Annotated in this window: 25 protein-coding genes; 20 read left to right on the forward strand and 5 right to left on the reverse strand. The window is 71.4% G+C overall.

Going from position 1 to position 24,083, the window contains the following annotated elements:
• Positions 1–63 precede the first annotated feature (63 nt).
• The 14 genes from ACX6XY_RS12575 to ACX6XY_RS12640 all read left to right on the forward strand — a co-directional run bounded on the left by ACX6XY_RS12575 (position 64) and on the right by ACX6XY_RS12640 (position 12,961).
• A complete protein-coding gene (locus ACX6XY_RS12575; protein WP_460329387.1) occupies positions 64–711 on the forward strand; it encodes an L-threonylcarbamoyladenylate synthase in 648 nt (215 codons plus the stop codon).
• Entirely contained in the window at positions 708–1,358 is a 651-nt protein-coding gene (locus tag ACX6XY_RS12580) for an arsenate reductase/protein-tyrosine-phosphatase family protein (protein WP_460329389.1), read from the forward strand. Before ACX6XY_RS12575 ends, ACX6XY_RS12580 begins: the two co-directional genes overlap by 4 nt.
• Before the next feature lie 82 nt (positions 1,359–1,440).
• Positions 1,441–2,751: a serine hydroxymethyltransferase gene (locus tag ACX6XY_RS12585; RefSeq protein ID WP_460329391.1), complete on the forward strand. Its 1,311-nt coding sequence runs from the start codon at positions 1,441–1,443 to the stop codon at positions 2,749–2,751.
• A 142-nt stretch (positions 2,752–2,893) separates the two neighbouring features.
• Positions 2,894–4,237: an MraY family glycosyltransferase gene (locus ACX6XY_RS12590; protein WP_460329393.1), complete on the forward strand. Its 1,344-nt coding sequence runs from the start codon at positions 2,894–2,896 to the stop codon at positions 4,235–4,237.
• Positions 4,238–4,486: 249 nt separating this feature from the next.
• Positions 4,487–4,924: a hypothetical protein gene (locus ACX6XY_RS12595; protein ID WP_460329395.1), complete on the forward strand. Its 438-nt coding sequence runs from the start codon at positions 4,487–4,489 to the stop codon at positions 4,922–4,924.
• Positions 4,925–5,131: 207 nt separating this feature from the next.
• The gene (gene atpB / locus ACX6XY_RS12600; protein ID WP_460329397.1) at positions 5,132–5,968 is read left to right on the forward strand and encodes a F0F1 ATP synthase subunit A; all 837 of its coding nucleotides are present in this window, start codon (positions 5,132–5,134) and stop codon (positions 5,966–5,968) included.
• A gap of 79 nt (positions 5,969–6,047) precedes the next feature.
• Positions 6,048–6,284, forward strand: coding sequence for an ATP synthase F0 subunit C (atpE, locus tag ACX6XY_RS12605; protein WP_460329399.1), 237 nt, complete (start codon positions 6,048–6,050; stop codon positions 6,282–6,284).
• Between the two features lie 39 nt (positions 6,285–6,323).
• Complete coding sequence (locus ACX6XY_RS12610; protein WP_460329401.1) at positions 6,324–6,872, forward strand: F0F1 ATP synthase subunit B; 549 nt, start codon at positions 6,324–6,326, stop codon at positions 6,870–6,872.
• The gene (locus ACX6XY_RS12615; RefSeq protein WP_460329403.1) at positions 6,869–7,690 is read left to right on the forward strand and encodes a F0F1 ATP synthase subunit delta; all 822 of its coding nucleotides are present in this window, start codon (positions 6,869–6,871) and stop codon (positions 7,688–7,690) included. Before ACX6XY_RS12610 ends, ACX6XY_RS12615 begins: the two co-directional genes overlap by 4 nt.
• Positions 7,691–7,863: 173 nt before the next feature.
• The gene (gene atpA, locus ACX6XY_RS12620) at positions 7,864–9,462 is read left to right on the forward strand and encodes a F0F1 ATP synthase subunit alpha (protein WP_460329405.1); all 1,599 of its coding nucleotides are present in this window, start codon (positions 7,864–7,866) and stop codon (positions 9,460–9,462) included.
• 20 nt (positions 9,463–9,482) lie between these two features.
• On the forward strand, positions 9,483–10,415 hold the full coding sequence (locus ACX6XY_RS12625; protein ID WP_460329407.1) for a F0F1 ATP synthase subunit gamma: 933 nt from the start codon (positions 9,483–9,485) through the stop codon (positions 10,413–10,415).
• Positions 10,415–11,869, forward strand: coding sequence for a F0F1 ATP synthase subunit beta (gene atpD / locus ACX6XY_RS12630; protein WP_460329409.1), 1,455 nt, complete (start codon positions 10,415–10,417; stop codon positions 11,867–11,869). Before ACX6XY_RS12625 ends, atpD begins: the two co-directional genes overlap by 1 nt.
• Positions 11,870–11,994: 125 nt before the next feature.
• Positions 11,995–12,372: a F0F1 ATP synthase subunit epsilon gene (locus ACX6XY_RS12635; protein ID WP_460329411.1), complete on the forward strand. Its 378-nt coding sequence runs from the start codon at positions 11,995–11,997 to the stop codon at positions 12,370–12,372.
• A 142-nt stretch (positions 12,373–12,514) separates the two neighbouring features.
• Positions 12,515–12,961, forward strand: a complete 447-nt coding sequence (locus ACX6XY_RS12640; protein ID WP_460329412.1) for a DUF2550 domain-containing protein — start codon at positions 12,515–12,517, stop codon at positions 12,959–12,961.
• A 114-nt stretch (positions 12,962–13,075) separates the two neighbouring features.
• Here ACX6XY_RS12640 and ACX6XY_RS12645 read toward each other — a convergent pair whose 3' ends face one another.
• Both ACX6XY_RS12645 and ACX6XY_RS12650 read right to left on the reverse strand, forming a co-directional pair.
• Positions 13,076–13,747: a response regulator gene (locus tag ACX6XY_RS12645; RefSeq protein WP_460329414.1), complete on the reverse strand. Its 672-nt coding sequence runs from the start codon at positions 13,745–13,747 to the stop codon at positions 13,076–13,078.
• Complete coding sequence (locus ACX6XY_RS12650) at positions 13,744–14,943, reverse strand: sensor histidine kinase (protein ID WP_460329416.1); 1,200 nt, start codon at positions 14,941–14,943, stop codon at positions 13,744–13,746. The genes ACX6XY_RS12645 and ACX6XY_RS12650 overlap by 4 nt, the downstream gene beginning before the upstream one ends.
• A 186-nt stretch (positions 14,944–15,129) precedes the next feature.
• Between ACX6XY_RS12650 and ACX6XY_RS12655 the strand changes: the two genes are divergently transcribed.
• Complete coding sequence (locus ACX6XY_RS12655; protein WP_460329418.1) at positions 15,130–15,705, forward strand: hypothetical protein; 576 nt, start codon at positions 15,130–15,132, stop codon at positions 15,703–15,705.
• A 22-nt stretch (positions 15,706–15,727) separates the two neighbouring features.
• Here ACX6XY_RS12655 and ACX6XY_RS12660 read toward each other — a convergent pair whose 3' ends face one another.
• Positions 15,728–16,300, reverse strand: coding sequence for a cob(I)yrinic acid a,c-diamide adenosyltransferase (locus tag ACX6XY_RS12660; protein WP_460329419.1), 573 nt, complete (start codon positions 16,298–16,300; stop codon positions 15,728–15,730).
• Between the two features lie 202 nt (positions 16,301–16,502).
• On the opposite strand from ACX6XY_RS12660, the gene ACX6XY_RS12665 reads away from it, so the two are divergent.
• From ACX6XY_RS12665 to ACX6XY_RS12675, 3 genes are all read left to right on the forward strand, one after another.
• Positions 16,503–17,351, forward strand: coding sequence for a 3-hydroxyacyl-CoA dehydrogenase family protein (locus ACX6XY_RS12665; protein WP_460329421.1), 849 nt, complete (start codon positions 16,503–16,505; stop codon positions 17,349–17,351).
• Positions 17,352–17,510: 159 nt separating this feature from the next.
• Positions 17,511–17,825 (forward strand): STAS domain-containing protein, encoded by a 315-nt coding sequence (locus ACX6XY_RS12670; protein ID WP_460329449.1) that lies wholly within the window; start codon positions 17,511–17,513, stop codon positions 17,823–17,825.
• Positions 17,826–18,081: 256 nt separating this feature from the next.
• Positions 18,082–20,829: an ATP-binding protein gene (locus tag ACX6XY_RS12675; protein WP_460329423.1), complete on the forward strand. Its 2,748-nt coding sequence runs from the start codon at positions 18,082–18,084 to the stop codon at positions 20,827–20,829.
• Between the two features lie 171 nt (positions 20,830–21,000).
• Here the strand turns inward: ACX6XY_RS12675 and nucS are convergent, their stop codons facing one another.
• Positions 21,001–21,672 carry an endonuclease NucS gene (nucS, locus tag ACX6XY_RS12680; protein ID WP_460329425.1) on the reverse strand — a complete coding sequence of 224 codons (672 nt, stop codon included), beginning with the start codon at positions 21,670–21,672 and terminating at the stop codon, positions 21,001–21,003.
• Between the two features lie 304 nt (positions 21,673–21,976).
• Between nucS and ACX6XY_RS12685 the strand changes: the two genes are divergently transcribed.
• Positions 21,977–22,369 carry an SCO5389 family protein gene (locus ACX6XY_RS12685; protein WP_460329427.1) on the forward strand — a complete coding sequence of 131 codons (393 nt, stop codon included), beginning with the start codon at positions 21,977–21,979 and terminating at the stop codon, positions 22,367–22,369.
• A 121-nt stretch (positions 22,370–22,490) separates the two neighbouring features.
• Here the strand turns inward: ACX6XY_RS12685 and ACX6XY_RS12690 are convergent, their stop codons facing one another.
• Positions 22,491–23,519: an LLM class flavin-dependent oxidoreductase gene (locus tag ACX6XY_RS12690; RefSeq protein ID WP_460329429.1), complete on the reverse strand. Its 1,029-nt coding sequence runs from the start codon at positions 23,517–23,519 to the stop codon at positions 22,491–22,493.
• Positions 23,520–23,740: 221 nt separating this feature from the next.
• Between ACX6XY_RS12690 and ACX6XY_RS12695 the strand changes: the two genes are divergently transcribed.
• Positions 23,741–24,082, forward strand: coding sequence for an ATP/GTP-binding protein (locus ACX6XY_RS12695; RefSeq protein ID WP_460329431.1), 342 nt, complete (start codon positions 23,741–23,743; stop codon positions 24,080–24,082).
• The last annotated feature ends 1 nt before the right edge of the window (position 24,083 follow it).

The following is a 24,083-nucleotide window of genomic DNA, read 5'->3' on the forward strand; positions in this document are numbered from 1 at the left end:
ACACGCACCGCGCGGGAAACACGCAGCACCAGGACCAGGCACGCGTACGAGGAGGCACGCTAGATGGCACGGCGATACGACACGAACGACGCGACGGACCGCGCGACCGGTCTGCGTGAGGCCGCGTCCGCCGTCCGCCGCGGCGAACTGGTCGTGCTGCCCACGGACACCGTGTACGGCATCGGGGCCGACGCCTTCAGCTCGGAGGCCGTCAGCGACCTGCTGCTCGCCAAGGGCCGCGGCCGCACCATGCCCACGCCCGTCCTGATCGGCTCCCCGAACACCCTGCACGGCCTGGTCACCGACTTCTCCGAGGACGCCTGGGAGCTGGTCGACGCCTTCTGGCCCGGCGCGCTGACCCTGGTCGCCCGGCACCAGCCGTCCCTCCAGTGGGACCTCGGAGACACCCACGGCACGGTCGCGGTACGGATGCCGCTGCACCCGGTCGCCATCGAACTGCTCACCGAGGTCGGCCCGATGGCCGTCTCGTCCGCCAACCTCAGCGGACACCCCGCGCCGGAGAACTGCGACGCCGCGCAGAAGATGCTCGGCGACTCGGTCTCCGTGTACCTGGACGGCGGCCCGACCCCCGGCATCGTCCCCTCGTCGATCGTGGACGTGACCGGGCGGACCCCCGTGCTGCTGCGCGCCGGAGCGCTGGACGCTCAGGAGCTCCGAAAGGTCGTACCCGGCCTTGAGGTGGCCAGTTGACGGCCCCCGAGGGGCGTGGCATAGCGGGCTACACCGGGTGTTCCGACCACTTCCGCATCCTCCACGTCAGCACCGGCAACGTCTGCCGCTCGCCGATCACCGAGCGGCTGCACCGCCATGCCCTGGCGCACCGCCTCGGCGATCCGGGCACCGGCGGCCTGGTCGTGGAGAGCGCGGGCACCTGGGGCCACGAGGGCGCCCCGATGGAGACCAACGCGGCGGCGGTGCTCGCCGACTTCGGCGCGGACCCCTCCGGCTTCACCGGCCGGGAGCTGCTGGACGATCACGTCATCCGCGCCGACCTGGTGCTCACCGCGACCCGCGACCACCGGGCGCAGGTCATCTCGATGGGGCACAGCGCGGGGCTGCGCACCTTCACCCTGAAGGAGTTCACCCGCCTGGTACGCGCCATAGACCCGGCCACCCTGCCGGACCCGCTGGGCGACAGCGTGGTGGAACGGGCGCGTGCCCTGGTGCAGGCCGCGGCGGCGCTGCGGGGCTGGCTGCTGGCGCCGTCGGCGGAGGCGGACGAGGTCAACGACCCGTACGGGGCGCCGCTGCCGTTCTTCCAGTCCATCGGCGACGAGATCAACGGCGCCCTCGACCCCGTGGTCACCGCCCTGACGGGCCTCCCGGCACGCGCGTAGCCGCGCCCGCGCGGTGCGGGGGCGCGGTGCGGGCTGCCGTCCTACATTGGAGACGTCACCCCCCGCGACGCCGGAGCCGAACATGTCGGTCAGCATGGAACCCGCCGCCCGCACGGCGCCCGCGGCCTTCGCGGACCTCGACGCGCTGCGCCGCCAGGACCCCGAGCTCGCCGACGTGCTCGGCGGGGAGCTGGAGCGCCAGAGCACCGGCCTCCAGCTGATCGCCGCCGAGAACTTCACCTCGCCGGCCGTCCTGGCCGCACTCGGCTCCCCGCTCGCCAACAAGTACGCCGAGGGCTACCCCGGCGCCCGCCACCACGGCGGCTGCGAGGTGGTCGACGTCGCCGAGCGCCTCGCGGTCGAGCGGGCCAAGGCCCTGTTCGGCGCCGACCACGCCAACGTCCAGCCGCACTCGGGGTCGTCCGCGGTCCTCGCCGCGTACGCCGCCCTGCTGCGCCCCGGCGACACCGTGCTCGCGATGGGGCTGCCGCACGGCGGCCACCTCACCCACGGCTCGCCCGCGAACTTCTCCGGCCGCTGGTTCCACTTCATCGGCTACGGAGTCGACGCCGAGACCGGTCTGATCGACTACGAGCAGCTGCGCACCCTGGCCCGCACCCACCGCCCCAAGGCCCTGGTCTGCGGCTCGATCTCCTACCCCCGGCACATCGACTACGCCGCCTTCCGGGAGCTGGCCGACGAGATCGGCGCCTATCTGATCGCGGACGCCGCGCACCCCATCGGGCTGGTCGCCGGGGGAGCGGCGCCGAGCCCGGTCCCGTACGCCGACGTGGTGTGCGCCACCACGCACAAGGTGCTGCGCGGCCCCAGGGGCGGGCTGCTGCTGTGCCGGGCCGAGTTCGCGGAACGCGTCGACCGGGCGGTGTTCCCCTTCACCCAGGGCGGCGCCCAGATGCACACGATCGCCGCCAAGGCCGTCGCCTTCGGCGAGGCGGCCACGCCCGCGTACACGGCGTACGCCCATCAGGTGGTCGCCAACGCGCGCGTGCTGGCCGACGGTCTCGCCGCCGAGGGCCTGGTGATCGCCACCGGCGGAACCGACACCCATCTGATCGTCGCCGACCCGGCGGGGCGCGCCGTCGACGCCCGCGCCGCGCGGGGGCTGCTCGCCGGGGCGGGCGTGGTCGTGGACGTCTGCGCGCTGCCGCACGGCGACGCGCGCGGGCTGCGCCTGGGCACCGCGGCCGTGACCACCCAGGGCATGGGCGAGGCGGAGATGGCGCGGATCGCCGTCCTGATCGCGGCCGCCCTGCGCGGACCCGGCGGGTCCGGTGACGGCGGCGGGGACGGCGCCGAGCAGCGGGTGCGCGCCGAGGTGCGGGAGCTGGCCGGGCGCTTCCCGCCGTACCCCGAGGCGTACCCGGCTCGGTAGCCCGCAAGGCGCTCGCGCGGCGGCTCGCGGATCCGTGCAACCATCGTCGCTACCCGGCAGTCCTCCACCGTATGCGCGAACGCTTCGCACACGGAGCTAGTGTGTGGGGCTCAGATGGCCAGCGATACCAGTGGGGAAGCCCGTGCGTGAATATCTGCTGACGCTCTGCGTCACGGCGGCGGTCACCTATCTCCTGACCGGGCCGGTGCGGAAGTTCGCCATCGTCGCCGGGGCGATGCCGGAGATCCGCGCGCGGGACGTGCACCGGGAGCCCACCCCGCGGCTCGGCGGCATCGCGATGTTCTTCGGGCTCTGCGCGGGCCTGCTCGTCGCCTCCCATCTGACCAACCTCAGCCCGGTGTTCGATCAGTCCAACGAGCCGCGGGCGCTGCTCTCCGGGGCGGCGCTGATCTGGATCATCGGCGTCCTGGACGACAAGTTCGAGCTGGACGCGCTGATCAAGCTGGGCGGCCAGATGGTCGCCGCGGGCGTCATGGTGATGCAGGGCCTGACGATCCTGTGGCTGCCGGTGCCGGGCGTCGGCTCGGTCTCGCTGACCAAGGGGCAGGGCACCCTGCTGACCGTCGCGCTGGTCCTGATCACCATCAACGCCGTGAACTTCGTGGACGGCCTGGACGGGCTCGCGGCCGGGATGGTGTGCATCGCCTCCGTGGCGTTCTTCCTCTACGCCTACCGGCTCTGGTACGGGCACGCCATCGAGGCGGCCGCTCCCGCGACGCTCTTCGCGGCCATCCTCATGGGCATGTGCCTGGGCTTCCTGCCGCACAACATGCACCCCGCGCGGATCTTCATGGGCGACTCGGGCTCGATGCTGATCGGTCTCGTGCTGGCGGCGAGTGCGATCTCGATCACGGGCCAGGTCGACCCGGACCTGCTGAACAGCTTCACCGGCTCGGAGCGCGCCACCGTGCACGAGACGGTGCCCATCTACATCCCGCTGCTGCTGCCGCTGACCATCATCGCGATCCCGTTCGCGGACCTGACCCTGGCGATCGTCCGCCGCACCTGGCGCGGCCAGTCCCCGTTCGCGGCGGACCGCGGCCACCTGCACCACCGTCTCCTGGAGATCGGGCACTCGCACAGCCGCGCGGTGCTGATCATGTACTTCTGGTCGGGCCTGATCGCCTTCGGCACCCTTGCCTACTCGGTGAACTCGGCCTCGATGTGGATCGTCCTGGTCCTGGTCGTGCTCAGCGCGGTCGGTCTTGTGCTGCTGTTGCTGCCCCGCTTCAAGCCGCGCGCCCCGCTCTGGGCCCAGGGGGTCGTACCACCGCGCTACCGCCGCCGCAAGCGTCCCGCCGCCGGTCTCGCGGAGCGCGCCGAGCCGTCCGGGGCCCCTGCGCCTGCTGAGCCCGAAGAAGCGCCTGTGACGGTCAGCCGGCCGGCTGGCGTCAACGGAGCGACCGCGCTCGGCGCCCGCTCGCGCCTCACCCTGCGTCGTAAGGCCGACAGCACCTCGCGCTAAAATCGCCCACTAGCAGACATTTCCAGCAACTCGATGCTCAGGCGCGCGGATTAGCCCTCATGTGTGACAGTTGGCACACCCGGCAGGTAAAGACCTCATCAAATAGTTTGTGATACGGTTCACGAGACCCTGGGGGAGGGCCGAAGGGCTGTAGTGCGACAGTCTGTTGGCAGGGGGTGTACTCACCTCCCCAGGCTCATGCTCATCCATGACGACACCTTGTCCCCAGTAGTAAGCGGAGTTGCCGCCATGCCGTCTCTCGACGCCCGCACTCTCCTCCCCATCGTCGTGCCCACAGCCGCGGTCGGTGCGCTCGTCACCGTTGTCAGCGGCGTGGTCGCCGGCGGTGAGGGAGCGATCGGCGCTGTCGTCGGCACGCTGGTCGTGACGCTTTTCATGGGGGCGGGAATCCTCGGCCTGCAATACACGGCCAAACAGTGGCCGCAGTTGTTCCAGGCCATGGGGCTGATGCTCTACACGACACAGTTGCTCGTGTTGTTCGTCTTCGTGGCCGTCTTCAAGGACACCACGCTCTTCAACCCCAAGGCATTCGCCGCCGGGATCGTCGTGGCGACCGTCACCTGGGTCGTCTCGATGGCCCGTGCACACAGCAAGGCCAAGATTTTCTACATCGATCCGGACGCGTCGGACGCCGCCGCGGGCCAGAAATCCGGGTCCCCGTCGTGAGAGGTAGGGCCGGGGTAAAGAGCCGCAGGAGATCCTGCTATCGTCCGGTGCCAACTGCGGCACTGCGGGCGCGGGCATCCGAGCTGACGCCTGTTCCATCGCGAGGCTCACTGCCTGACCGCCGCCCCCACATCCGAAACACCAGTCCGGTGCCGACCCGCGGCTGCGCGCCGCGCCGACACAACGAGGTTGCCGTACCTATGCGTCATGCCGAAGGAGCCCGCGGTGAGTGCTGATCAGACCCAGCTCGCCTTCGACTGGAGCTGTCGGATCGCGTCCGACAATGGCTGCGGCTTTCCGTCTCCGGGCCTGCACTCGTTCCTCTTCCAGCCGATGTTCACCGTGGGCGGGTTCGAGTTCAACAAGGTGATGATGCTCGCGCTCATCTCCACGCTCGTCGTCGTCAGCTTCTTCTACGCGGCTTTCGGCAGGGCCAAGGTCGTGCCGGGCAAGCTGCAGATGCTCGGCGAGATCGGCTACGACTTCGTCCGCAAGAACATCGTCTACGAGGCGCTGGGCAAGAAGGAGGGCGAGAAGTACGTCCCCCTGATGGTCTCGCTGTTCTTCTTCATCTGGATCATGAACATCTGGTCCGTGATCCCGCTGGCCCAGTTCCCGGTCGCGTCGATCATCGCGTACCCGATCGTCCTCGCGGGCATCGTCTACTTCATCTGGGTGCCGCTGACCTTCAAGCGCCACGGCTTCGTGGGCGGCTGGAAGAACATCACGGGCTACGACAACTCGCTCGGCCCGATCAAGTGGCTCGTGTCGGGCATCGAGTTCTTCTCGAACCTGCTGGTGCGGCCCTTCACCCACGCGGTGCGACTCTTCGCCAACATGTTCGCGGGCCACCTGATGCTGGTGATGTTCACCGTCGCCTCCTGGTACCTGCTGAACAGCTGGCTGATCCCGGCCGCCGGTGTGTCGTTCGCCATGACGGTCGGCATGATCGTCTTCGAGCTCTTCATCCAGGCCGTCCAGGCTTATGTCTTCGTGCTGCTCGCCTGCACGTACATCCAGGGCGCTCTCGCCGAGCACCACTGAGGCTGCCCGCCCCCTCCCATCCCCCAGAACGTCCGGTGGCCAACCCCCACCGGCCCTTGAAAGAGAAGGAAGAGACAGCATGTCCGCTGTTCAGCTCGCCGCAGAGGTTACTGGCTCCCTCGGTTCGATCGGCTACGGCCTCGCCGCGATCGGCCCCGGCATCGGCGTCGGCATCGTCTTCGGTAACGGCACCCAGGCCCTGGCCCGCCAGCCCGAGGCCGCCGGCCTGATCCGCGCCAACCAGATCCTCGGCTTCGCCTTCTGTGAGGCGCTCGCCCTCATCGGCATCGTTATGCCGTTCGTGTTCGGTCGCTAAGCAACAGCTACCTGACACTTTTCGACGAAAGGCACTGATGTGATCGCCAACCTGGTTCAGCTGGCGGCCGAGGAGGAGCAGAGTCCGCTCGTTCCGCCGGGCCCCGAGCTGCTCGTCGGCACCATCGCCTTCGCCATCGTGTTCTTCTTCTTCTGGAAGAAGCTCCTCCCGAACATCAACCGGGTTCTGGAAGAGCGCCACGCGAAGATCGAAGGCGGCATCGAAAAGGCCGAGGCCGCGCAGACCGAGGCCCAGAGCGTCCTTGAGCAGTACCGCGCTCAGCTCGCCGAGGCGCGTCACGAGGCGGCACGGCTGCGCCAGGAGGCGCAGGAGCAGGGCGCCACGCTCATCGCCGAGATGCGGGCCGAGGGCCAGCGGCAGCGCGAGGAGATCGTCGCCGCCGGTCACGCCCAGATCGAGGCCGACAAGAAGGCCGCGTCGACGGCGCTCCGCCAGGACGTGGGCAAGCTCGCCACCGACCTGGCCGGCAAGCTCGTCGGCGAGTCCCTTGAGGACCACGCCCGGCAGAGCCGCACCATCGACCGCTTCCTCGACGAGCTCGAGGAGAAGGCCGAGGCGGCACGATGAGTGCGCACGGAGCGAGCCGTGCGGCACTGTCCGCCGCACGCGAGCGGCTCGACGCGCTGACCGACAACACCACGGTCGACGCGGTCAAGCTCGGCGCCGAACTGGCATCGGTCACCGCGCTGCTCGACCGCGAGGTCTCGCTGCGTCGGGTCCTGACCGACCCGGCGCAGTCCGGCGAGGCCAAGGCCGAGCTGGCCGGGCGGCTGCTCGGCGACCAGGTCAGCGGCGAGACCGCCGACCTGGTGGCCGGTCTGGTCCGGTCCCGCTGGTCGTCCTCCCGTGACCTGGTGGACGCGCTGGAGGAGCTGGCCGACACCGCCGACCTCACCGCCGCCCAGCAGGCGGGCACGCTCGACAACGTCGAGGACGAGCTGTTCCGGTTCGGCCGGATCGTCGCGTCCAGCACCGAGCTGCGCGCCGCGCTCACCCTCCGCGACGGCGCTTCCCAGGCCAAGAGCGAGCTGCTGCGCAGCCTGCTCGGCGGCCGCGCGGAGGCGACCACCGAGCGGCTGATCGAGCGTCTGGTGACCCGGCCCAGGGGACGTAGTCTTGAACAGGGAATCGAATCCCTGTCCAAGCTCGCCGCCGAGCGCCGCGACCGCGAGGTCGCGGTGGTCACCTCGGCCGTACCGCTGTCCGACGGACAGCGGCGGCGACTGGCCGGCGCGCTGGCCAAGCTGTACGGCCGGGACATGCACCTCAACCTCGACGTGGACCCCAGCGTCCTCGGCGGGATCCGGGTGCAGGTCGGTGACGAGGTCATCAACGGCTCCATCGCGGACCGTCTCGAAGACGCGAACCGCCGCGTGGCCGGCTGACGACCCCGTCGTCACACCGGCCGCACACCAACTCAACAAGCATTGCTAACGGCCCGAGTTGGGCCGTGCAGAAGATGCACAGTTTTTCTGGGGGCCCGCGGCAAGCCGCTCGCGTGCACAGCCCCAGACCCCCAAAGAAACTTCGGGCCCAACAAGGAGAGCAGGGAACCCAGATGGCGGAGCTCACGATCCGGCCGGAGGAGATCCGGGACGCGCTGGAGAACTTTGTCCAGGCGTACAAGCCGGACGCGGCCTCGCGCGAGGAGGTCGGTACGGTCAGCCTGGCCGGCGACGGCATCGCGAAGGTCGAGGGCCTGCCCTCGGCCATGGCCAACGAGCTGCTGAAGTTCGAGGACGGCACCCTCGGCCTCGCCCTCAACCTCGAGGAGCGCGAGATCGGTGCCATCGTCCTCGGTGAGTTCAGCGGCATCGAGGAGGGTCAGTCGGTCAGCCGTACCGGCGAGGTCCTGTCCGTCGCGGTCGGCGAGGGCTACCTCGGCCGCGTTGTCGACCCGCTCGGCAACCCGATCGACGGCCTCGGCGAGATCGAGACGTCCGGCCGCCGCGCCCTTGAGCTGCAGGCCCCCACGGTCATGCAGCGCAAGTCGGTGCACGAGCCGATGGAGACCGGCTACAAGGCCGTCGACGCGATGACCCCGGTCGGCCGTGGCCAGCGTCAGCTGATCATCGGCGACCGCCAGACCGGCAAGACCGCCCTGGCCGTCGACACGATCATCAACCAGCGCGACAACTGGCGCTCGGGCGACGTGAACAAGCAGGTGCGCTGCATCTACGTCGCCGTCGGCCAGAAGGGCTCCACCATCGCGTCCGTGCGCGGCGCGCTGGAGGAGGCCGGAGCGCTGGAGTACACGACCATCGTCGCCGCCCCGGCGTCCGACCCGGCCGGCTTCAAGTACCTGGCGCCGTACACCGGTTCGGCCATCGGCCAGCAGTGGATGTACGAGGGCAAGCACGTCCTCATCGTCTTCGACGACCTCTCGAAGCAGGCCGACGCCTACCGCGCCGTGTCCCTGCTGCTGCGCCGCCCGCCGGGCCGTGAGGCCTATCCGGGTGACGTCTTCTACCTGCACTCGCGCCTGCTGGAGCGCTGCGCCAAGCTCTCCGACGAGATGGGCAAGGGCTCGATGACGGGTCTGCCGATCGTCGAGACCAAGGCCAACGACGTGTCGGCGTTCATCCCGACCAACGTCATCTCCATCACCGACGGCCAGTGCTTCCTGGAGTCGGACCTGTTCAACGCCGGTCAGCGCCCCGCGCTGAACGTCGGTATCTCGGTCTCCCGAGTCGGTGGCTCCGCGCAGCACAAGGCGATGAAGCAGGTCTCCGGACGGCTCCGTGTGGACCTCGCCCAGTACCGTGAGCTGGAGGCGTTCGCCGCCTTCGGTTCCGACCTGGACGCCGCGTCCAAGGCCTCCCTGGAGCGCGGTCAGCGGATGGTCGAGCTGCTCAAGCAGCAGCAGTACGAGCCGATGGCCACCGAGGACCAGGTCGTCTCGGTCTGGGCGGGCACCACCGGCCGGATGGACGACGTCCCGGTCGCCGACGTGCGCCGCTTCGAGAGCGAGCTCCTTGACTACCTGCACCGCAAGGAGCAGGGCCTGATGACCTCCATCAAGGAGGGCGCGAAGATGTCGGACGACACTCTGACCGCCGTCTCGGACGCCATCGCCGAGTTCAAGAAGCAGTTCGAGACCTCGGACGGCAAGCTGCTCGGCGAGGACGCTCCGGCTGCCGCTGACGTCTCCAAGTGACGACGGAAGGGACCTGACTCATGGGAGCCCAGCTCCGGGTCTACAAGCGTCGCATCCGGTCCGTCACCGCGACGAAGAAGATCACCAAGGCGATGGAGATGATCGCCGCCTCGCGTGTCGTCAAGGCGCAGCGCAAGGTGGCGGCCTCGGCTCCGTACGCGACCGAGCTGACCCGCGCGGTCACCGCGGTGGCCACCGGTGCGAACAACAAGCACGCGCTGACCACCGAGGCGGAGAACCCGACTCGGGCCGCTGTCCTGCTCATCACGAGCGACCGCGGTCTGGCCGGTGGGTACTCGTCCAACGCCATCAAGGCGGCCGAGCACCTCACCACGCAGCTGACGAACGAGCGTAAGCACGTCGACACGTACATCGTCGGCCGCAAGGGACTCGCGTACTACAACTTCCGCAACCGCGCGGTCGCGGAGTCGTGGACCGGATTCACCGACAACCCCGGCTACGCGGACGCCAAGCGGGTGGCCGCGCCGCTGATCGAGGCGGTCCAGCGGGACACGGCCGACGGCGGCGTGGACGAACTCCACATCGTCTTCACCGAGTTCGTCTCGATGATGACGCAGACGCCGGTCGAGCAGCGGATGCTGCCGCTCAGCCTCACGCCGAGCACCGCCGAGGAGTCGGCCGAGGTGCACGTCAAGGGCGCTGAGATCCGACCGCTGTTCGACTTCGAGCCGTCGGCCGAGGACGTCCTCGACGCCCTGCTGCCGCGGTACGTCGAGAGCCGCGTCTACAACGCGCTGCTGCAGGCGGCCGCTTCCGAGCACGCCGCACGCCGCCGCGCGATGAAGTCGGCGACCGACAACGCCGGAGACCTGATCCACAACCTCTCCAGGCTTGCCAACGCGGCCCGACAGGCCGAAATCACCCAGGAAATCAGCGAGATCGTCGGCGGCGCGAGTGCCCTGGCCGACGCGACCGCGGGGAGTGACAAGTAATGACCACCACAGCTGAGACGGCCCCTGCCGCTGGCGTGGCCACTGGCCGCGTCGCGCGGGTCATCGGCCCGGTCGTCGACGTGGAGTTCCCCGTCGACGCGATGCCGGAGATCTACAACGCGCTGCACGTCGAGGTCGCCGACCCGTCCGAGGACGGCGCGACCAAGACGCTGACCCTCGAGGTCGCCCAGCACCTGGGCGACGGCGTGATCCGCGCGATCTCGATGCAGCCCACCGACGGCCTGGTCCGCCAGGCTCCGGTGACCGACACCGGCGAGGGCATCACGGTGCCGGTCGGCGACTTCACCAAGGGCAAGGTGTTCAACACCCTCGGTGAGGTGCTGAACCTGCCGGAGGAGAACGGCAAGGAGTCCGAGCGCTGGGCGATCCACCGCAAGGCCCCCGCCTTCGACCAGCTCGAGTCCAAGACCGAGATGTTCGAGACCGGCCTGAAGGTCGTCGACCTTCTCACCCCGTACGTCAAGGGTGGAAAGATCGGTCTGTTCGGCGGCGCCGGCGTCGGCAAGACCGTCCTCATCCAGGAAATGATCATGCGTGTGGCGAAGCTGCACGAGGGCGTTTCCGTGTTCGCCGGCGTCGGTGAGCGCACCCGTGAGGGCAACGACCTCATCGACGAGATGGACGAGTCGGGCGTTCTGGACAAGACCGCGCTGGTCTTCGGCCAGATGGACGAGCCGCCGGGCACCCGTCTGCGCGTCGCCCTGGCCGGTCTGACCATGGCGGAGTACTTCCGCGATGTGCAGAAGCAGGACGTGCTGTTCTTCATCGACAACATCTTCCGCTTCACCCAGGCCGGCTCCGAGGTCTCCACGCTGCTGGGCCGCATGCCCTCCGCGGTGGGCTACCAGCCGACCCTGGCCGACGAGATGGGCCTCCTCCAGGAGCGCATCACCTCGACCCGCGGTCACTCGATCACCTCGATGCAGGCGATCTACGTCCCCGCGGACGACCTGACCGACCCGGCCCCGGCCACGACCTTCGCGCACCTCGACGCGACGACCGTGCTGTCGCGCCCGATCTCGGAGAAGGGCATCTACCCGGCGGTGGACCCGCTGGACTCGACGTCCCGCATCCTGGACCCGCGCTACATCAGCCAGGACCACTACGCGACCGCCAGCCGCGTCAAGGGGATCCTGCAGAAGTACAAGGACCTCCAGGACATCATCGCGATCCTCGGCATCGACGAGCTGGGCGAAGAGGACAAGCTGGTCGTCCACCGCGCCCGTCGCGTCGAGCGCTTCCTGTCGCAGAACACCCACGCCGCCAAGCAGTTCACCGGCCTGGACGGTTCGGACGTGCCGCTCGACGAGTCGATCGCCGCGTTCAACGCGATCTGCGACGGCGAGTACGACCACTTCCCCGAGGCCGCGTTCTTCATGTGCGGTGGCATCGACGACCTCAAGGCGAAGGCCAAGGAGCTCGGCGTCTCCTGAGCCGGGGCTCGACAGAGCACCGCACTCGTCGCGGGGGGCGGGCCCGTCCCGCCCCCTGCGAAACGCCCACTAGAATTTGACCTGACACCCGGCGCAACGGCCGGGTGGTGACCCGAGGAGCCCCCTTGGCTGCTGAGCTGCATGTCGAGCTGGTCGCCGCGGACCGTAACGTCTGGTCCGGCGAGGCCACCCTGGTCGTCGCCCGCACCACCTCCGGCGACATCGGCCTCATGGCCGGTCACCAGCCGCTGCTCGGTGTGCTGGAGGCGGGCCTGGTGACCATCCGTACCAGTGGCGGGGAGAACGTCCTCGCCGCTGTGCACGGCGGTTTCCTCTCGTTCGCGGACGACAAGCTCTCGATCCTGGCAGAGATCGCCGAGCTCGCCGACGAGATCGACGTCGACCGGGCGGAGCGCTCCCTGGAGCGCGCCCAGTCGGAGGCCGACGCGGCCGCCGAACGGCGCGCCGAGGTCCGCATCCGCGCGGTGACGGCGGCGCGCTGACCGAGCGCGACCAGAACGCACAGATGCCTCAGCCGCGGCCCGGACTGGACCTTCCAGACCGGGCCGCGGCTGAGGCAGTACGGATACCAGTAGGCTCACGCAGGGGAAACCCCGCCTGGATGATGCGAGGAGGTCGGCGTTGATGTTCCTCGCTCTGCTCGTGGGCGCGCTGGTGGTCGTGCTGGTGTTGCTGGGACTGTTCGTCTTCGGCCTGCGCCGACGCCTCATCCAGCGCTCGGGCGGAACGTTCGACTGCAGCCTGCGCTGGAACACCCCCGAGGAGCCCGACCCCTCCGGCAAGGGCTGGAGCTACGGCGTGGCCCGCTACAACGGCGACCGGGTCGAATGGTTCCGGGTCTTCTCCTACGCGCCCAGGCCGCGCCGTGTGCTGGAGCGCGCGGCGATCGAGGTGACGCACCGCCGCGCGCCGGACGGCGAGGAGGAGCTCGCGCTGCTCTCGGACGCGGTCATCCTGGGCTGCCGCCACCGCGGCGTCCGGCTGGAGCTGGCGATGAGCGAGGACGCGCTCACGGGGTTTCTGGCGTGGTTGGAGGCGGCGCCGCCTGGGCAGCGGGTCAACGTCGCCTAAGGCGCTGGGCGCCTTGGCGCCGGGCGCATCGCGGGGTGCCGCGGTGTGTTGTTTTGCGGGTGCGGGTTGCGTCGTGGTTGATCGCGCAGTTCCCCGCGCCCCTACGGGGCGCGCTCATACCCCGTGCTCGCGTGCCAGTACCGCCGCCTGCACTCTGCTGCGTAGGTCCAGCTTGCCGAGCAGGCGGCTTACATGGGTCTTCACCGTGGCCTCCGCCATGGCCAGGCGCTGTGCGATCTCCGCGTTCGACAGGCCCTGGCCCAGGCAGGACAGCACCTCGCGTTCACGCCTGGTGAGCGCCTGAAGGACGGCCGGGTCGGGCGTCTGGGCGTCGCGCTCCGGCGTGGCGGCGAACTCGGCGATCAGCCGCCGAGTGACCGCCGGGGAGATCAGTCCGTCACCACGGGCGACCGTGCGCACCGCGGTCAGCAGGTCCTGGGCCTCGGTCTGCTTCAGCAGGAAGCCCGACGCGCCCGCCCGTAGCGCCCCGAACACGTACGCGTCCAGGTCGAACGTGGTCAGCACCAGCACGTCGGCCAGCCCCTCGGCGACCACCCGCCGGGTCGCCGAGACCCCGTCCAGACGCGGCATCTGGACGTCCATCAGCACCAGGTCGGGACGCAGCTCGCGGGCCAGCGCCACCGCCTGCTCGCCGTCCGACGCCTCACCGACCACCTCGATGTCCCGCGCGCTGCGCAGAATCAGCGCCAGACCCGCGCGTACGGCGGACTGGTCCTCGGCGATCAGCACCCGGACCGGCCGCTGTGCCGACTGCTGCGGGTTCACGCCGGGTCCTCCCTCGTCGGCAGGGTCGCCGCGACCCGCCAGACCTTCGTGCCGCCGTCGTCCTGGTCGGCGACCGGCCCCGCGGTGAGCTCACCGCCGAGCAGGGCCACCCGCTCGCGCATGCCCACCAGACCCGCGCCCGAACCCGGCGCGCGCGGCCCTGGGCGCTCCCCGAAGGGGCTGGTCACCCGGACGGTGAGCGAGCCGTCCCGCTGTGCCAGGGACACCGACACCTCGCCGGGCGCGGCGTGCTTGAGCGCGTTCGTCAGCGACTCCTGCACGATGCGGTACGCGGCCAGCGCGACCGGCGCGGGCAACCGCGCGGACGGCGTGCCGGGGCGCGCGTCGTCGAGGGCGAAGGCCAGGCCGCTGGCCGCGCCGCTCGCGCGGGCCTGCTCCACCAGGGCGGCCAGGCCGTCCAGGGTTGGCGCGGCGGCGGGTTCCCGCTCGGCGTCCGACTCCCTCAGCAGGCCGATCAGACGGCGCATCTCGGCCAGCCCTTCGACGCTGTTCTCGCGGATCACGCCGAGCGCGTCACGGGACGTGTCCGGTTCGTCGATGGACAGCGCCGCAGTGGAGTGGATGGCGATCGCGGAGAGGTGCCCCGCGACCATGTCGTGCAGCTCGCGGGCCATCCTGGCGCGCTCGGCCGTGACCGCCTGGGCCCGGTCCATCTCGGCGAGCAGCGCGGTCTGCTCGGCGCGCAGCCGGGCCGCCTCGGCGGCGTCCCGGTGATTGCGTACGACCACGCCGGTGGTGGCGGGGGCGAGCGTCACGAAGCCGGTCACCGCGCCCAGCAGCAGCGCTTCGGGGCTGCGGAGCCAGGCCAGCGTGCCCACCGTGACCGCGACCGTGACGAGCGCGGCGACCCTGGGCAGGCGGCGGGCCGCCGCCGGGGTGCCGTACAGCACGGCCGCGTAGAACAGGTCGGCGTACAGCACCACGGTCACCAGGCTGCCGGGCGTGCACTGGTCCGCGACCAGCGCGAGCGTGCCCACGGACAGCGCGGCGGCGGGCGCTGTCCTGCGCAGCAGCGCCAGCGCGGACATCACCGCGAGCGGCAGCAGCGTCCAGGGGCCGCCGAGCAGCCGCCCGCCGTTCATATGCAGCCCGAGCGCCCACAGCAGTACCCCGCTGAGCAGGCTGACGACCGCGATGAGGACGTCGTCGCGGTGCGGGCGGGCGGGTGCGGTCACACCCCCTATCCAACACGGTCGGCGGTGCCGCGACCTCCGCACGGAGGGGGAGTGCGGGGCGCCGCCGAGTACATCGAAGGATGCAGTCGTACGTCGTCACCGGCGACGACGACCGGCCGACGAGGCGACGGGATGCTGGAGGGGTCCCAAGACGGGGGCCCGAGACGGCCCGAGAGGAGAGCCGCCGTGATCGTCACACTGATCGTCGTCTGCGAGGTCGGCTTCTGGGTGCTGCTGGCCGCGGGGCTCGCCCTGCGCTACCTGGCGAAGATGCCGCGGGCCGGGCTCGCGCTGCTGCTCTGTGAGCCGCTGCTGGAGATCGTGCTGCTCGTGGTGACCGCCGTGGATCTGAAGAACGGCGCCCAGCCGGACTGGAAGCACGGCCTGGCCGCCGTCTACATCGGCTACTCGGCCGGGCTCGGGCACCGCACCCTCAAGTGGGCGGACGCGCGCTTCGCGCACCGGTTCGCGGGCGGTCCGCCGCCGGTCAGGCCACCGAGGTACGGGACGGCACGCGCCGTGTACGAGTGGAAGCTCGCGGCGCGGTGGATCCTGGCCGCGGGCGTCGCCATGGCGCTGCTCCAGGCCGCCGTCTGGTACGTCGGCGCGGACGGCGACACCGGCACGCTCCAGGGCTGGCAGCAGACGATGCTCTTCGTGATCGGCGTCAACGTGGTGTGGGCCGGGAGCTACACGCTCTTCCCGAAGAAGGCCCCCGCCAGCGCCGAGCCCCCCTCCCGCTCACCCCTGACCCGGCACTGACGCACGCCGGGCCCGGCGCTGGCTAGCGTTCACCGCCCGGTACCCAGAGCACGTCCCCGACCTCCTTGTTCGCCAGCCGCGCGAGGATGAACAGCAGGTCGGACAGGCGGTTGAGGTAGGTCGCGGTCAGCGGGTTCATCGTCTCGCCGTGCGCGTCGAACGCCGCCCAGGTCGACCGCTCGGCCCGGCGCACCACCGTGCACGCCTGGTGCAGCAGGGCCGCGCCGGGGGTCCCGCCCGGCAGGATGAAGGAACGGAGCTTCTCCAGCCGCTCGTTGAAGGCGTCGCAGTCCGCCTCCAGCTTGTCGATGTAGTGCTGCTCGACGCGCAGCGGCGGGTACTCGGGATTCTCGACGACCGGCGTGGACAGGTCGGCCCCCACGTCGAACAGGTCGTTCTGGACCCGGACGAGGACCTTGACGACCTCCTCGGGGAGCTGCCCGAACGCCAGGGCCGTGCCGATGGCGGCGTTCGCCTCGTTGGCGTCGGCGTAGGCGCCGATCCGCGGGTCGGTCTTGGCCGTACGGCTCATGTCTCCGAGTGCCGTGGTGCCCTGGTCCCCGGTACGGGTGTAAATGCGCGACAGAATGACCATGCCGCCGAGGTTACTCCCGTGGAGATCCGGGCGAAAACGGCCTCAACTACGCCGTGCGGCACGTCCGGTGACCGCCCGTGGTGTGATCTCCGTCGGATGGGGCGTGACGCGCATCTCGTCACGCCCCGAACGGGCCTCACGGGCACTAGTCTCCGCCGTGAGCACACGTAAACAGCGTGTTAGTACGTGAGGGGATCGCACAGTGGCCAGGAAGCTCGCCGTCATCGGAGCCGGACTCATGGGGTCCGGGATCGCTCAGGTCTCCGCTCAGGCGGGCTGGGACGTGGTGCTGCGCGATGTCACCGACGCCGCGCTCATCCGCGGCACGGACGGCATCAAGGCCTCGTACGGCAAGTTCGTCGCCAAGGGCAGGATGAGCGCCGACGACGCCGAGGCGGCGCTGGCCCGGATCAGCACCACCACCGACCTGGGCGCGGCCGCCGACGCCGACATCGTCGTCGAGGCCGTGTTCGAGAAGCTCGAGGTCAAGCACGAGATCTTCCGGAGCCTCGACGAGCTGGTGAAGGACGAGACGATCCTCGCCTCGAACACCTCCGCCATCCCGATCACCAAGATCGCGGCCGTGACGCAGCGCCCGGAGCGGGTCATCGGCGCGCACTTCTTCTCGCCGGTGCCGATGATGCAGCTCTGCGAGCTGGTGCGCGGCTACAAGACCAGCGACGAAACCCTCGCCGCCACGCGCGAGTTCGCCGAGTCGGTCGGCAAGACCTGCATCGTCGTCAACCGTGACGTCGCGGGCTTCGTCACCACCCGGCTGATCTCGGCCCTGGTCGTCGAGGCCGCCAAGCTGTACGAGTCGGGCGTCGCCACCGCCGAGGACATCGACATCGCCTGCAAGCTGGGCTTCGGCCACGCCATGGGACCGCTGGCGACCGCCGACCTGACCGGCGTCGACATCCTGCTGCACGCGACGGAGAACATCTACACCGAGTCCCAGGACGAGAAGTTCGCCCCGCCGGAGCTGATGCGCCGCATGGTCGACGCCGGGGACATCGGACGCAAGAGCGGTCAGGGTTTCTACCAGCACTGAGACCGCCGGGTCCCTCTCGCGGGTGAAGTTGGGTATCGGTTCGCTTACGGACGACAACTTCCGCGCCCGCGAGCCCGTCAGTTCAGTGAGATGACATGAGGCCACGGTGACAGCGGTGGCATGACGACGCAGCACTCGCAGCACTCTCGGGGAGCGCATATGCACATCAGGGGCGACCACGCCGAGCTGACCGTCGGGGGCCGCCTCGACGTCCGAAGCGCGGCGGACGCCCGGACTGTCCTGCAGTCGGCTCTGGACGAAGGCGTCGGGGACCTCGTTGTCGACCTCTCGGGCCTCGATGCGCTGGACGCCACCGGACTCGGCGTGATCATGGGGGCGCACCGCCAGGCGGGCCGCTGCGGCCGCCGCCTGGTGCTGCGCAACGTACCGCCGCAGACGCAGCGGCTGCTGGTGGCGACCCGGCTGCACCGCATCCTGGCGATCGAGGGCGGAATCGGCGCACACCCCCTGTAAGGGCCGTACCAGGGGCAGCCAGGGCCACCCGCGCAATCCTCATAAGACTGTGACGTCGTGGACGGCGCGGGACCCCGAGTGTTCCGCGATACTGGGGCTCGTTCTAAGGTTCGGACGCTCGCTCTTGCACGCCTGTGCGACGGGAGAGCGCCGGACCAGATGCGACGGAGGGGGTTCCGCCGGGCCGTGAGGCGCGGCGGGAGTGTGCGAAAGGCCGGGGAGCCGACGCATACGACGCTTTTGGGGGGCTTGAGCCATGGACCCGATCAACCAGATGCCGGAAGAGCACGGACACGACGACGACATACCGGGCGGCGGCCGCGCCGCCCGAGGCGCCTTCGACGCGCGCGGAGACGATCCGGGCGGCGCGGGCCCGCCGTGGGACGCGCTCCCGCCCGACTCCGGCGGCCCCGCGCCCAGCCGCGTCGTCCAGGTGGTCTCGGGCGACTTCCTGCTGACGGTCAACCCCGTCGACGGCAGCGAGATCGAACCCTGCCCGCCTGGCCAGCTGCCGCCGCGGCCGCGCAGACAGACCAGCGCGGAGCGAGCCGAGCGCCGCCGCGCGGCCCTCCCGCCCGCGCCGCCGAACGGCGTCGCCGGTCTCGGCGCCGAGCCGCCGCTCCTGGAGCGCGGGGAGGAGCGCGAGCGGCTGGCGCGCCTGCTCGCGCGCGGACGCTCGGTGCGGCTCACCGGGCCCGCGGGATCGGGCCGTACGAGCCTCATCGACGCCGTCGCCAAGGACTGCGCGGACCTCGCGCCCGACGGCGTCATCCGGCTCAGCGGCCACCGCCGCGGCGCGACCGACCTGCTCTTCGAGCTGTACGCGGCCGTTTTCACGGCCGACGGCTACCGCCCCGACCGCGCCGAACTGCTCGAACTGGTCGGCGGCATCGGCGCGGTCGTCGTCGTGGACGACCTGGAGTTCGGCGCGGCCGCGCTCGACGAGGTCCTGGCCGCCACCCCCGAGTGCGCCTTCCTGTTCGCCGCGACGCCCGACGTCCCCGCCCCGTCCTCCGACTCGCACATCGAGGAGGTCTTCCTCGGCGGGCTCAGCCGCGGCGGCGGCCTCGAACTCCTGGCGCGCTGTGTGGACCGCGCCCTCACCGAGGACGAGGCGAGCTGGGCCGGCGACCTGTGGTTCGAGTCCGAGGGCCTGCCGCTGCGCTTCGTCCAGGCCGGGGCGCTGCTGCTCCAGCGCGACCGGCAACTCGCCGACCCGGACGCCGACGGGGCCGACGGGGCCGACGGGGCCGACGACGGCTCCGCCGTACCGCCGCTGCCGACCCTCGCCGAAGGCGCCGCGCCCGCCGAGCTGCTCGCCTCCCGGCTGAGCGAGTCGGCCCGCGCCGCGCTCCGGTTCGCCGTCGCGCTCGGCGGCGAGGTCCCGCACCAGGCGCATCTGCCCGCGCTGGTCGGGGACACCCACGCGGACGCCGCGCTCGGCGAGCTGGCGGGCGTCGCCCTGGTCACCCCGGTCGGCTCCGGCTACCGGCTCGCGGCCGGGGTGCGCGCCCAGCTGACGGCGGCCGGGTACGGCGACGACGCGGCCGAGCGCGCGCACACCGCGGCCCAGCACTACGCCTGGTGGGCGGGGCACCCGTCGGTCACCCCGCGGCGCGCCGTCGCCGAGGCGGACGCGATCCTGGCCGCGCTGACCGCCCAGGTCTCCGGCGGGGACTCGGGGCAGCCGAGCTGTGCCGTGCTGCTCGCGCGTACGGCCGCCCCGGCGTTCGCGGCCGGGCTCGGCTGGAGCGCCTGGGAGCGTGCGCTGCGCACCGGCCTTGAGGCGGCGCGGCGCGCGGGCGAGGTCGCCGAAGAGGCGTACTTCCACCACGACCTCGGGATACTCGCGCTGCTCGGCGGCCAGCTGGACCGCGCCAGGGCGGAACTCGAAGCGTCCATCGGCATGCGCGGCGTACTCGCGGACAAGCGCGGCACGGTCGCCGGACGCCGGGCGCTGGCGCTGGTCGCCGACCGCTCGGGCGGCGTCGTGTACGGCGGGCGCACCCCGGCGGGAGAGGAGGTACCGGCCGCGCGGTACGACGCGTCGGCGTCGCCGCTCGGCGGCATGGTCGGCACACCCGCGACGGGCACCCCCTCGCCCGGCCCGCTCACTCCCGGCGTACCCGCGTCCGGCATACCCGCGTCCGGCGTACCCAGGCCGGGCACGCCTGCGCCCGGCATACCCGCGGCCCTGTCGCTCCCCGAGCCGCCGAACGAGAAGACCGACGAGACTCTGGTCAGCCGGGCCCCGTCGCCCGTCTTCGGCGGCGGTCGTCCCGCCATGGCCGGAACCCGCCGCACCTTCCTCACCGGGGCCCGGCGCAATCTGGTCGCCGGAGGCGCGGGCGCCCTGCTCGTGGCCGTACTCGGCACGGTGGTGACCCTCGGCGCCACATCGGGCGAGGAGCCGCCCGCCAACACCGTCAAGCCGAACCCGTCGGCCAGCCAGGACAGCGGCGACGACGGCCGCCCCGCGGACCCGTCGGCCAAGGCCCCCGGCAGCACCACCGTCACCAGCCACCCCGGTGGCGGCGGTGTCCCCGGCGTCGTCCAGGGCACGGACGAACCGGGTGGCCACACCGGCGAGCCGAGCGGCGACCCGTCCACCAGCCCCGACACGTCCGAGACCCCGGACCCGTCCGCGTCGGGCAGCCAGCCGACCTCCCCGGACCCCACGCGGCCCGACCCGACCTGGCCGGAACCCACCAACCCGGACCCCGGCGGCGGCGACCCGACCGACCCGGACCCCACCGACTCGGACCCGGCCACCGATGACCCGGAGCCGGAGCCGAGCGATGCGGACCCCACCGACCCGGAGCCGACCACCCAGGAGCCGGACCCGGAGCCTGAGCCGACCACCGAGCAGCCGCCGGAGGAGACCACACCCGGCACCACGACGTCGGCGAGCGCCCCGACGTCCACCGCCCCGGCGAGCAGCAGCGCGCCCGCGAGCGGCGACGGCCCCGAGGACTCGCCGACCGCGTCGGACTCCGTCATCTGACGGACCGCGGCGCGTCGCCAGAGCCCCCGGACACGACCGTGCCGCGCCGCCCGGAGCACCTCCGGGCGGCGCGGCACGCGCCGTATCGGCCAAAGAACGGCCGGCCGGGGAGCCGAGAGCTCCGGCCGGGACCGGCCGGAGCCCCGGCCAGGGCGTCCGGCGGGTCAGGTCCTAGAACAGCCTCAGCTTGTCGTCCTCGATACCGCGCAGCGCGTCATAGTCGAGCACCGCGCACCCGATGCCCCGGTCCGTCGCCAGGACCCGCGCCTGCGGCTTGATCTCCTGGGCGGCGAACACACCCCGTACGGGCGCCAGGTGCGGGTCACGGTTGAGCAGCTCCAGATAGCGGGTCAGCTGCTCCACGCCGTCGATCTCGCCGCGGCGCTTGATCTCCACGGCGACGGTCGCGCCGTCCGCGTCCCGGCACAGGATGTCGACCGGCCCGATGGCCGTCGGATACTCGCGGCGGATCAGCGTGTAGCCCTCGCCGAGCGTCTCGATCCGGTCGGCGAGCAGCTCCTGGAGGTGTGCTTCCACGCCGTCCTTGATGAGACCGGGGTCCACGCCCAACTCGTGCGACGAGTCGTGCAGGACCTCCTCCATCGTGATGATGAGCTTCTCGCCCGCCTTGTTGACGACGGTCCATACACCGGTCTCGTCGCCGGTGCCCTCCTTCAGCGTGCAGGGCGGGGACATCCAGTTGAGGGGCTTGTAGGCCCGGTCGTCCGCGTGGACGGAGACGCTGCCGTCCGCCTTGACCAGGATCAGACGGGGCGCGAGGGGCAGATGGGCGGTGAGCCTGCCCGCGTAGTCCACGGAGCAGCGGGCGATGACAAGACGCATGGTCGGCAACGCTACTCGACCACCGGGCTCGCACGCGATTCGTCCCTCTCGGCCACGTGCGATCCGTCCCCTGGGGCACACGCGGTCCGCTCGTCCCGCCCGCCCGCGCGCCCTCACAGGGCCGCCCCTTATATCCAGTAAACCCCCGTTCGTTATTGGCCAGTTGTACGTGCATTCTCCTGGTGCGGGGCGGACACGATGCTTACCGTATAAGCGGGAGGTCGTGGCGCGTGCACGCTGCGTAGGCGGTCTCCCTGCCTGTCCGTCAGCCCTCGCTCGCCGCGGGGGCGCGAGAGGAGAACTCATGTCGCTCGACGTCTCACCGGCACTGTTGGAACAGGCCGAGCGAGGCGAGGTCGACGAAGCCGCCTTCGTCGACTGCGTCCGGACCTCCCTGCCCTACGCGTGGGAGATGGTCAGCTCCCTGGTGGCTCAGCTGAAGGTCGACGGCGGTGAGTTCGCCGACAACCAGACGCCGCCGCCGGATGAGCAGGCGCGTGGCCAGCTTCTGCGTGCGCTGGCCAGCGACGCGATACGCGGTGCGCTGGAGAGGCACTTCGGAGTGCGCCTCGCCTTCCAGAACTGCCACCGCGTCGCGGTCTTTCCGCTGGACTCCACGGCTGACGACCGACTGGCCCGGTTCACCTCGATCCGGGGCCAGTTGCTGAACCAGTCGCCGGAACTCAGGGACTGCTGAGCCGAGTCGCTGCCGCTCCGTACGCGGGAGGTGTACAGGTACCGGAGCGGCAGCCCGGCCGCGGTCGCGGGCCAGGGCCTCGGGGACCCATGGGCGGCCCTCGGCTCAGTCGGGGGAGTGTCTAGCCCAGCCGGGGGAGTACCTCGGCGCCGAGCCGTCGTACGTTGTCCTCCGTGGCCGCCAGGTCGCCGGAGCCCTCCACCAGGAGCGCGAAGCGCGTGATGCCCGTACGCTCCGACGTCGCCGCCAGCCGGTCCGCGCAGAGCCGGGGCGTGCCCACCGGGTGCAGCCTGCACAGGAGTTCGGTGTACGCCACCGGGTCCCGCATCGCGCGCACCCGCCCGTCCACGGTGACATGGGCGTCGAGCCCGGCTTTCAGCCAACCCGGCATGGCCTTCAGCAGGGTCTCCGCGGCGTGCCGCGTACGGTCCGCGACCTGGGCCACCCCGGCCGAGACATGACCGGCGGCGGCGACCCGCTCCGGCGGCAGCCCCGCCGCCAGCGCGTGGCCGCGCCAGGCGGCGACCATCTCGGCCTTCTCGTCGTCCCCGACGTGCATCCCGAGCAGCATGGGCAGGCCGCGCTCCGCCGCCAGCCGGACACTCGCGGGCGAGGTGCAGGCGACGATCACCTCGGGCCCGTCCTGGCCGCTGAGCGCCTCGTCCGGACGCGGTACGACGGCGACCTCACGAAAGGCGAAACGGTCGCCGGAGGCCGCGACGCGGGGCTCGCTCAGCCAGCGCCGCAGCAGGTCGAGCGACTCCGGGAACCCCGTCTCATACGCCGCCGCGCCTGAGCCGAAGACCTCCAGGTCGACCCAGGGGCCGCCGCGCCCCACGCCGAGCGAGAACCGCCCGCCGCTGGTGAGGTGCAGCAGGGCGGCCTGCTCGCCGAGTGCGACCGGGTGCTGGGTGGGCAGTACCGAGACCGCCGTGCCGACCCGGATCCGCCGGGTGCGCCCGAGCAGCAGCGCGGCCAGGGTCACCGCCGACGGGCAGACGCCGTAGGGCACGAAGTGGTGTTCGGCGAGCCAGACCGAGTCCAGTCCGGCCTCTTCGGCGACCTCCGCGGTGCGCACCGCGCGGTGCAGCGCCTCCCCTTGACCCTGGCCCGGGAACTGCGCGGCCAGTACGAAACTTCCTACGCGCATGGCGTCTCCTGCCTCCTCGGCGCCGACGCGGTGACTCCCCCTACCGGCAATAACGCGTGACACGTGCCAAGGGCACGGGCCGCCGCACAGGTTGGCTCATTTCATGATGAGCGGCACGGCCGCGGTCGCGGTGGGGTTCTGCGGAGAAGCGTCTACCCCGGTCGCGCGCCGCGTAGGCTGGGCGGGATCAGGAGTCCCCGTACGGCCGGTGAGGTGTCCCCGTGTCCCCGCGCAAGAACCGTGTCCCGACCCGTCGCGGCGGCGGCGCCTCCTCACACAGGGGCGCCGAGGAGGAGCGCGGCCGGTACGGCGGCTTCCAGAGCACGGAGACCTGGCAGGGCGAGGAGTTCTCGGTGCGGCATGTGGCGGGCGCGAGCGCGGCGGGCAAGACGTACCGCTGCCCCGGCTGCGACCAGGAGATCCCGTCCGGGATGCCGCATGTGGTGGCCTGGCCGGAATTCGGCGGTGTGGACGACCGTCGGCACTGGCACAAGGCCTGCTGGAACGCACGGGACCGCCGCACCACGGGGGTACGGCGGTCCCGGAACGCTCCGCGCTACTGAG

The organism is Streptomyces sp. O3, assembly GCF_054788135.1.

Bases quoted from the DNA above. Each gene is read 5' to 3' on its own strand.
- ACX6XY_RS12670 (WP_460329449.1), top strand. From the start codon at position 17,511: ATGCACATCAGGGGCGACCACGCCGAGCTGACCGTCGGGGGCCGCCTC.
- ACX6XY_RS12575 (WP_460329387.1), top strand. From the start codon at position 64: ATGGCACGGCGATACGACACGAACGACGCGACGGACCGCGCGACCGGT.
- ACX6XY_RS12615 (WP_460329403.1), top strand. From the start codon at position 6,869: ATGAGTGCGCACGGAGCGAGCCGTGCGGCACTGTCCGCCGCACGCGAG.
- atpE (WP_460329399.1), top strand. From the start codon at position 6,048: ATGTCCGCTGTTCAGCTCGCCGCAGAGGTTACTGGCTCCCTCGGTTCG.
- ACX6XY_RS12625 (WP_460329407.1), top strand. From the start codon at position 9,483: ATGGGAGCCCAGCTCCGGGTCTACAAGCGTCGCATCCGGTCCGTCACC.
- ACX6XY_RS12585 (WP_460329391.1), top strand. From the start codon at position 1,441: ATGTCGGTCAGCATGGAACCCGCCGCCCGCACGGCGCCCGCGGCCTTC.
- ACX6XY_RS12640 (WP_460329412.1), top strand. From the start codon at position 12,515: ATGTTCCTCGCTCTGCTCGTGGGCGCGCTGGTGGTCGTGCTGGTGTTG.
- ACX6XY_RS12685 (WP_460329427.1), top strand. From the start codon at position 21,977: ATGTCGCTCGACGTCTCACCGGCACTGTTGGAACAGGCCGAGCGAGGC.
- ACX6XY_RS12675 (WP_460329423.1), top strand. From the start codon at position 18,082: ATGGACCCGATCAACCAGATGCCGGAAGAGCACGGACACGACGACGAC.
- ACX6XY_RS12595 (WP_460329395.1), top strand. From the start codon at position 4,487: ATGCCGTCTCTCGACGCCCGCACTCTCCTCCCCATCGTCGTGCCCACA.
- atpB (WP_460329397.1), top strand. From the start codon at position 5,132: ATGCCGAAGGAGCCCGCGGTGAGTGCTGATCAGACCCAGCTCGCCTTC.
- atpA (WP_460329405.1), top strand. From the start codon at position 7,864: ATGGCGGAGCTCACGATCCGGCCGGAGGAGATCCGGGACGCGCTGGAG.
- nucS (WP_460329425.1), bottom strand. From the start codon at position 21,672: ATGCGTCTTGTCATCGCCCGCTGCTCCGTGGACTACGCGGGCAGGCTC.
- ACX6XY_RS12690 (WP_460329429.1), bottom strand. From the start codon at position 23,519: ATGCGCGTAGGAAGTTTCGTACTGGCCGCGCAGTTCCCGGGCCAGGGT.
- atpD (WP_460329409.1), top strand. From the start codon at position 10,415: ATGACCACCACAGCTGAGACGGCCCCTGCCGCTGGCGTGGCCACTGGC.
- ACX6XY_RS12660 (WP_460329419.1), bottom strand. From the start codon at position 16,300: ATGGTCATTCTGTCGCGCATTTACACCCGTACCGGGGACCAGGGCACC.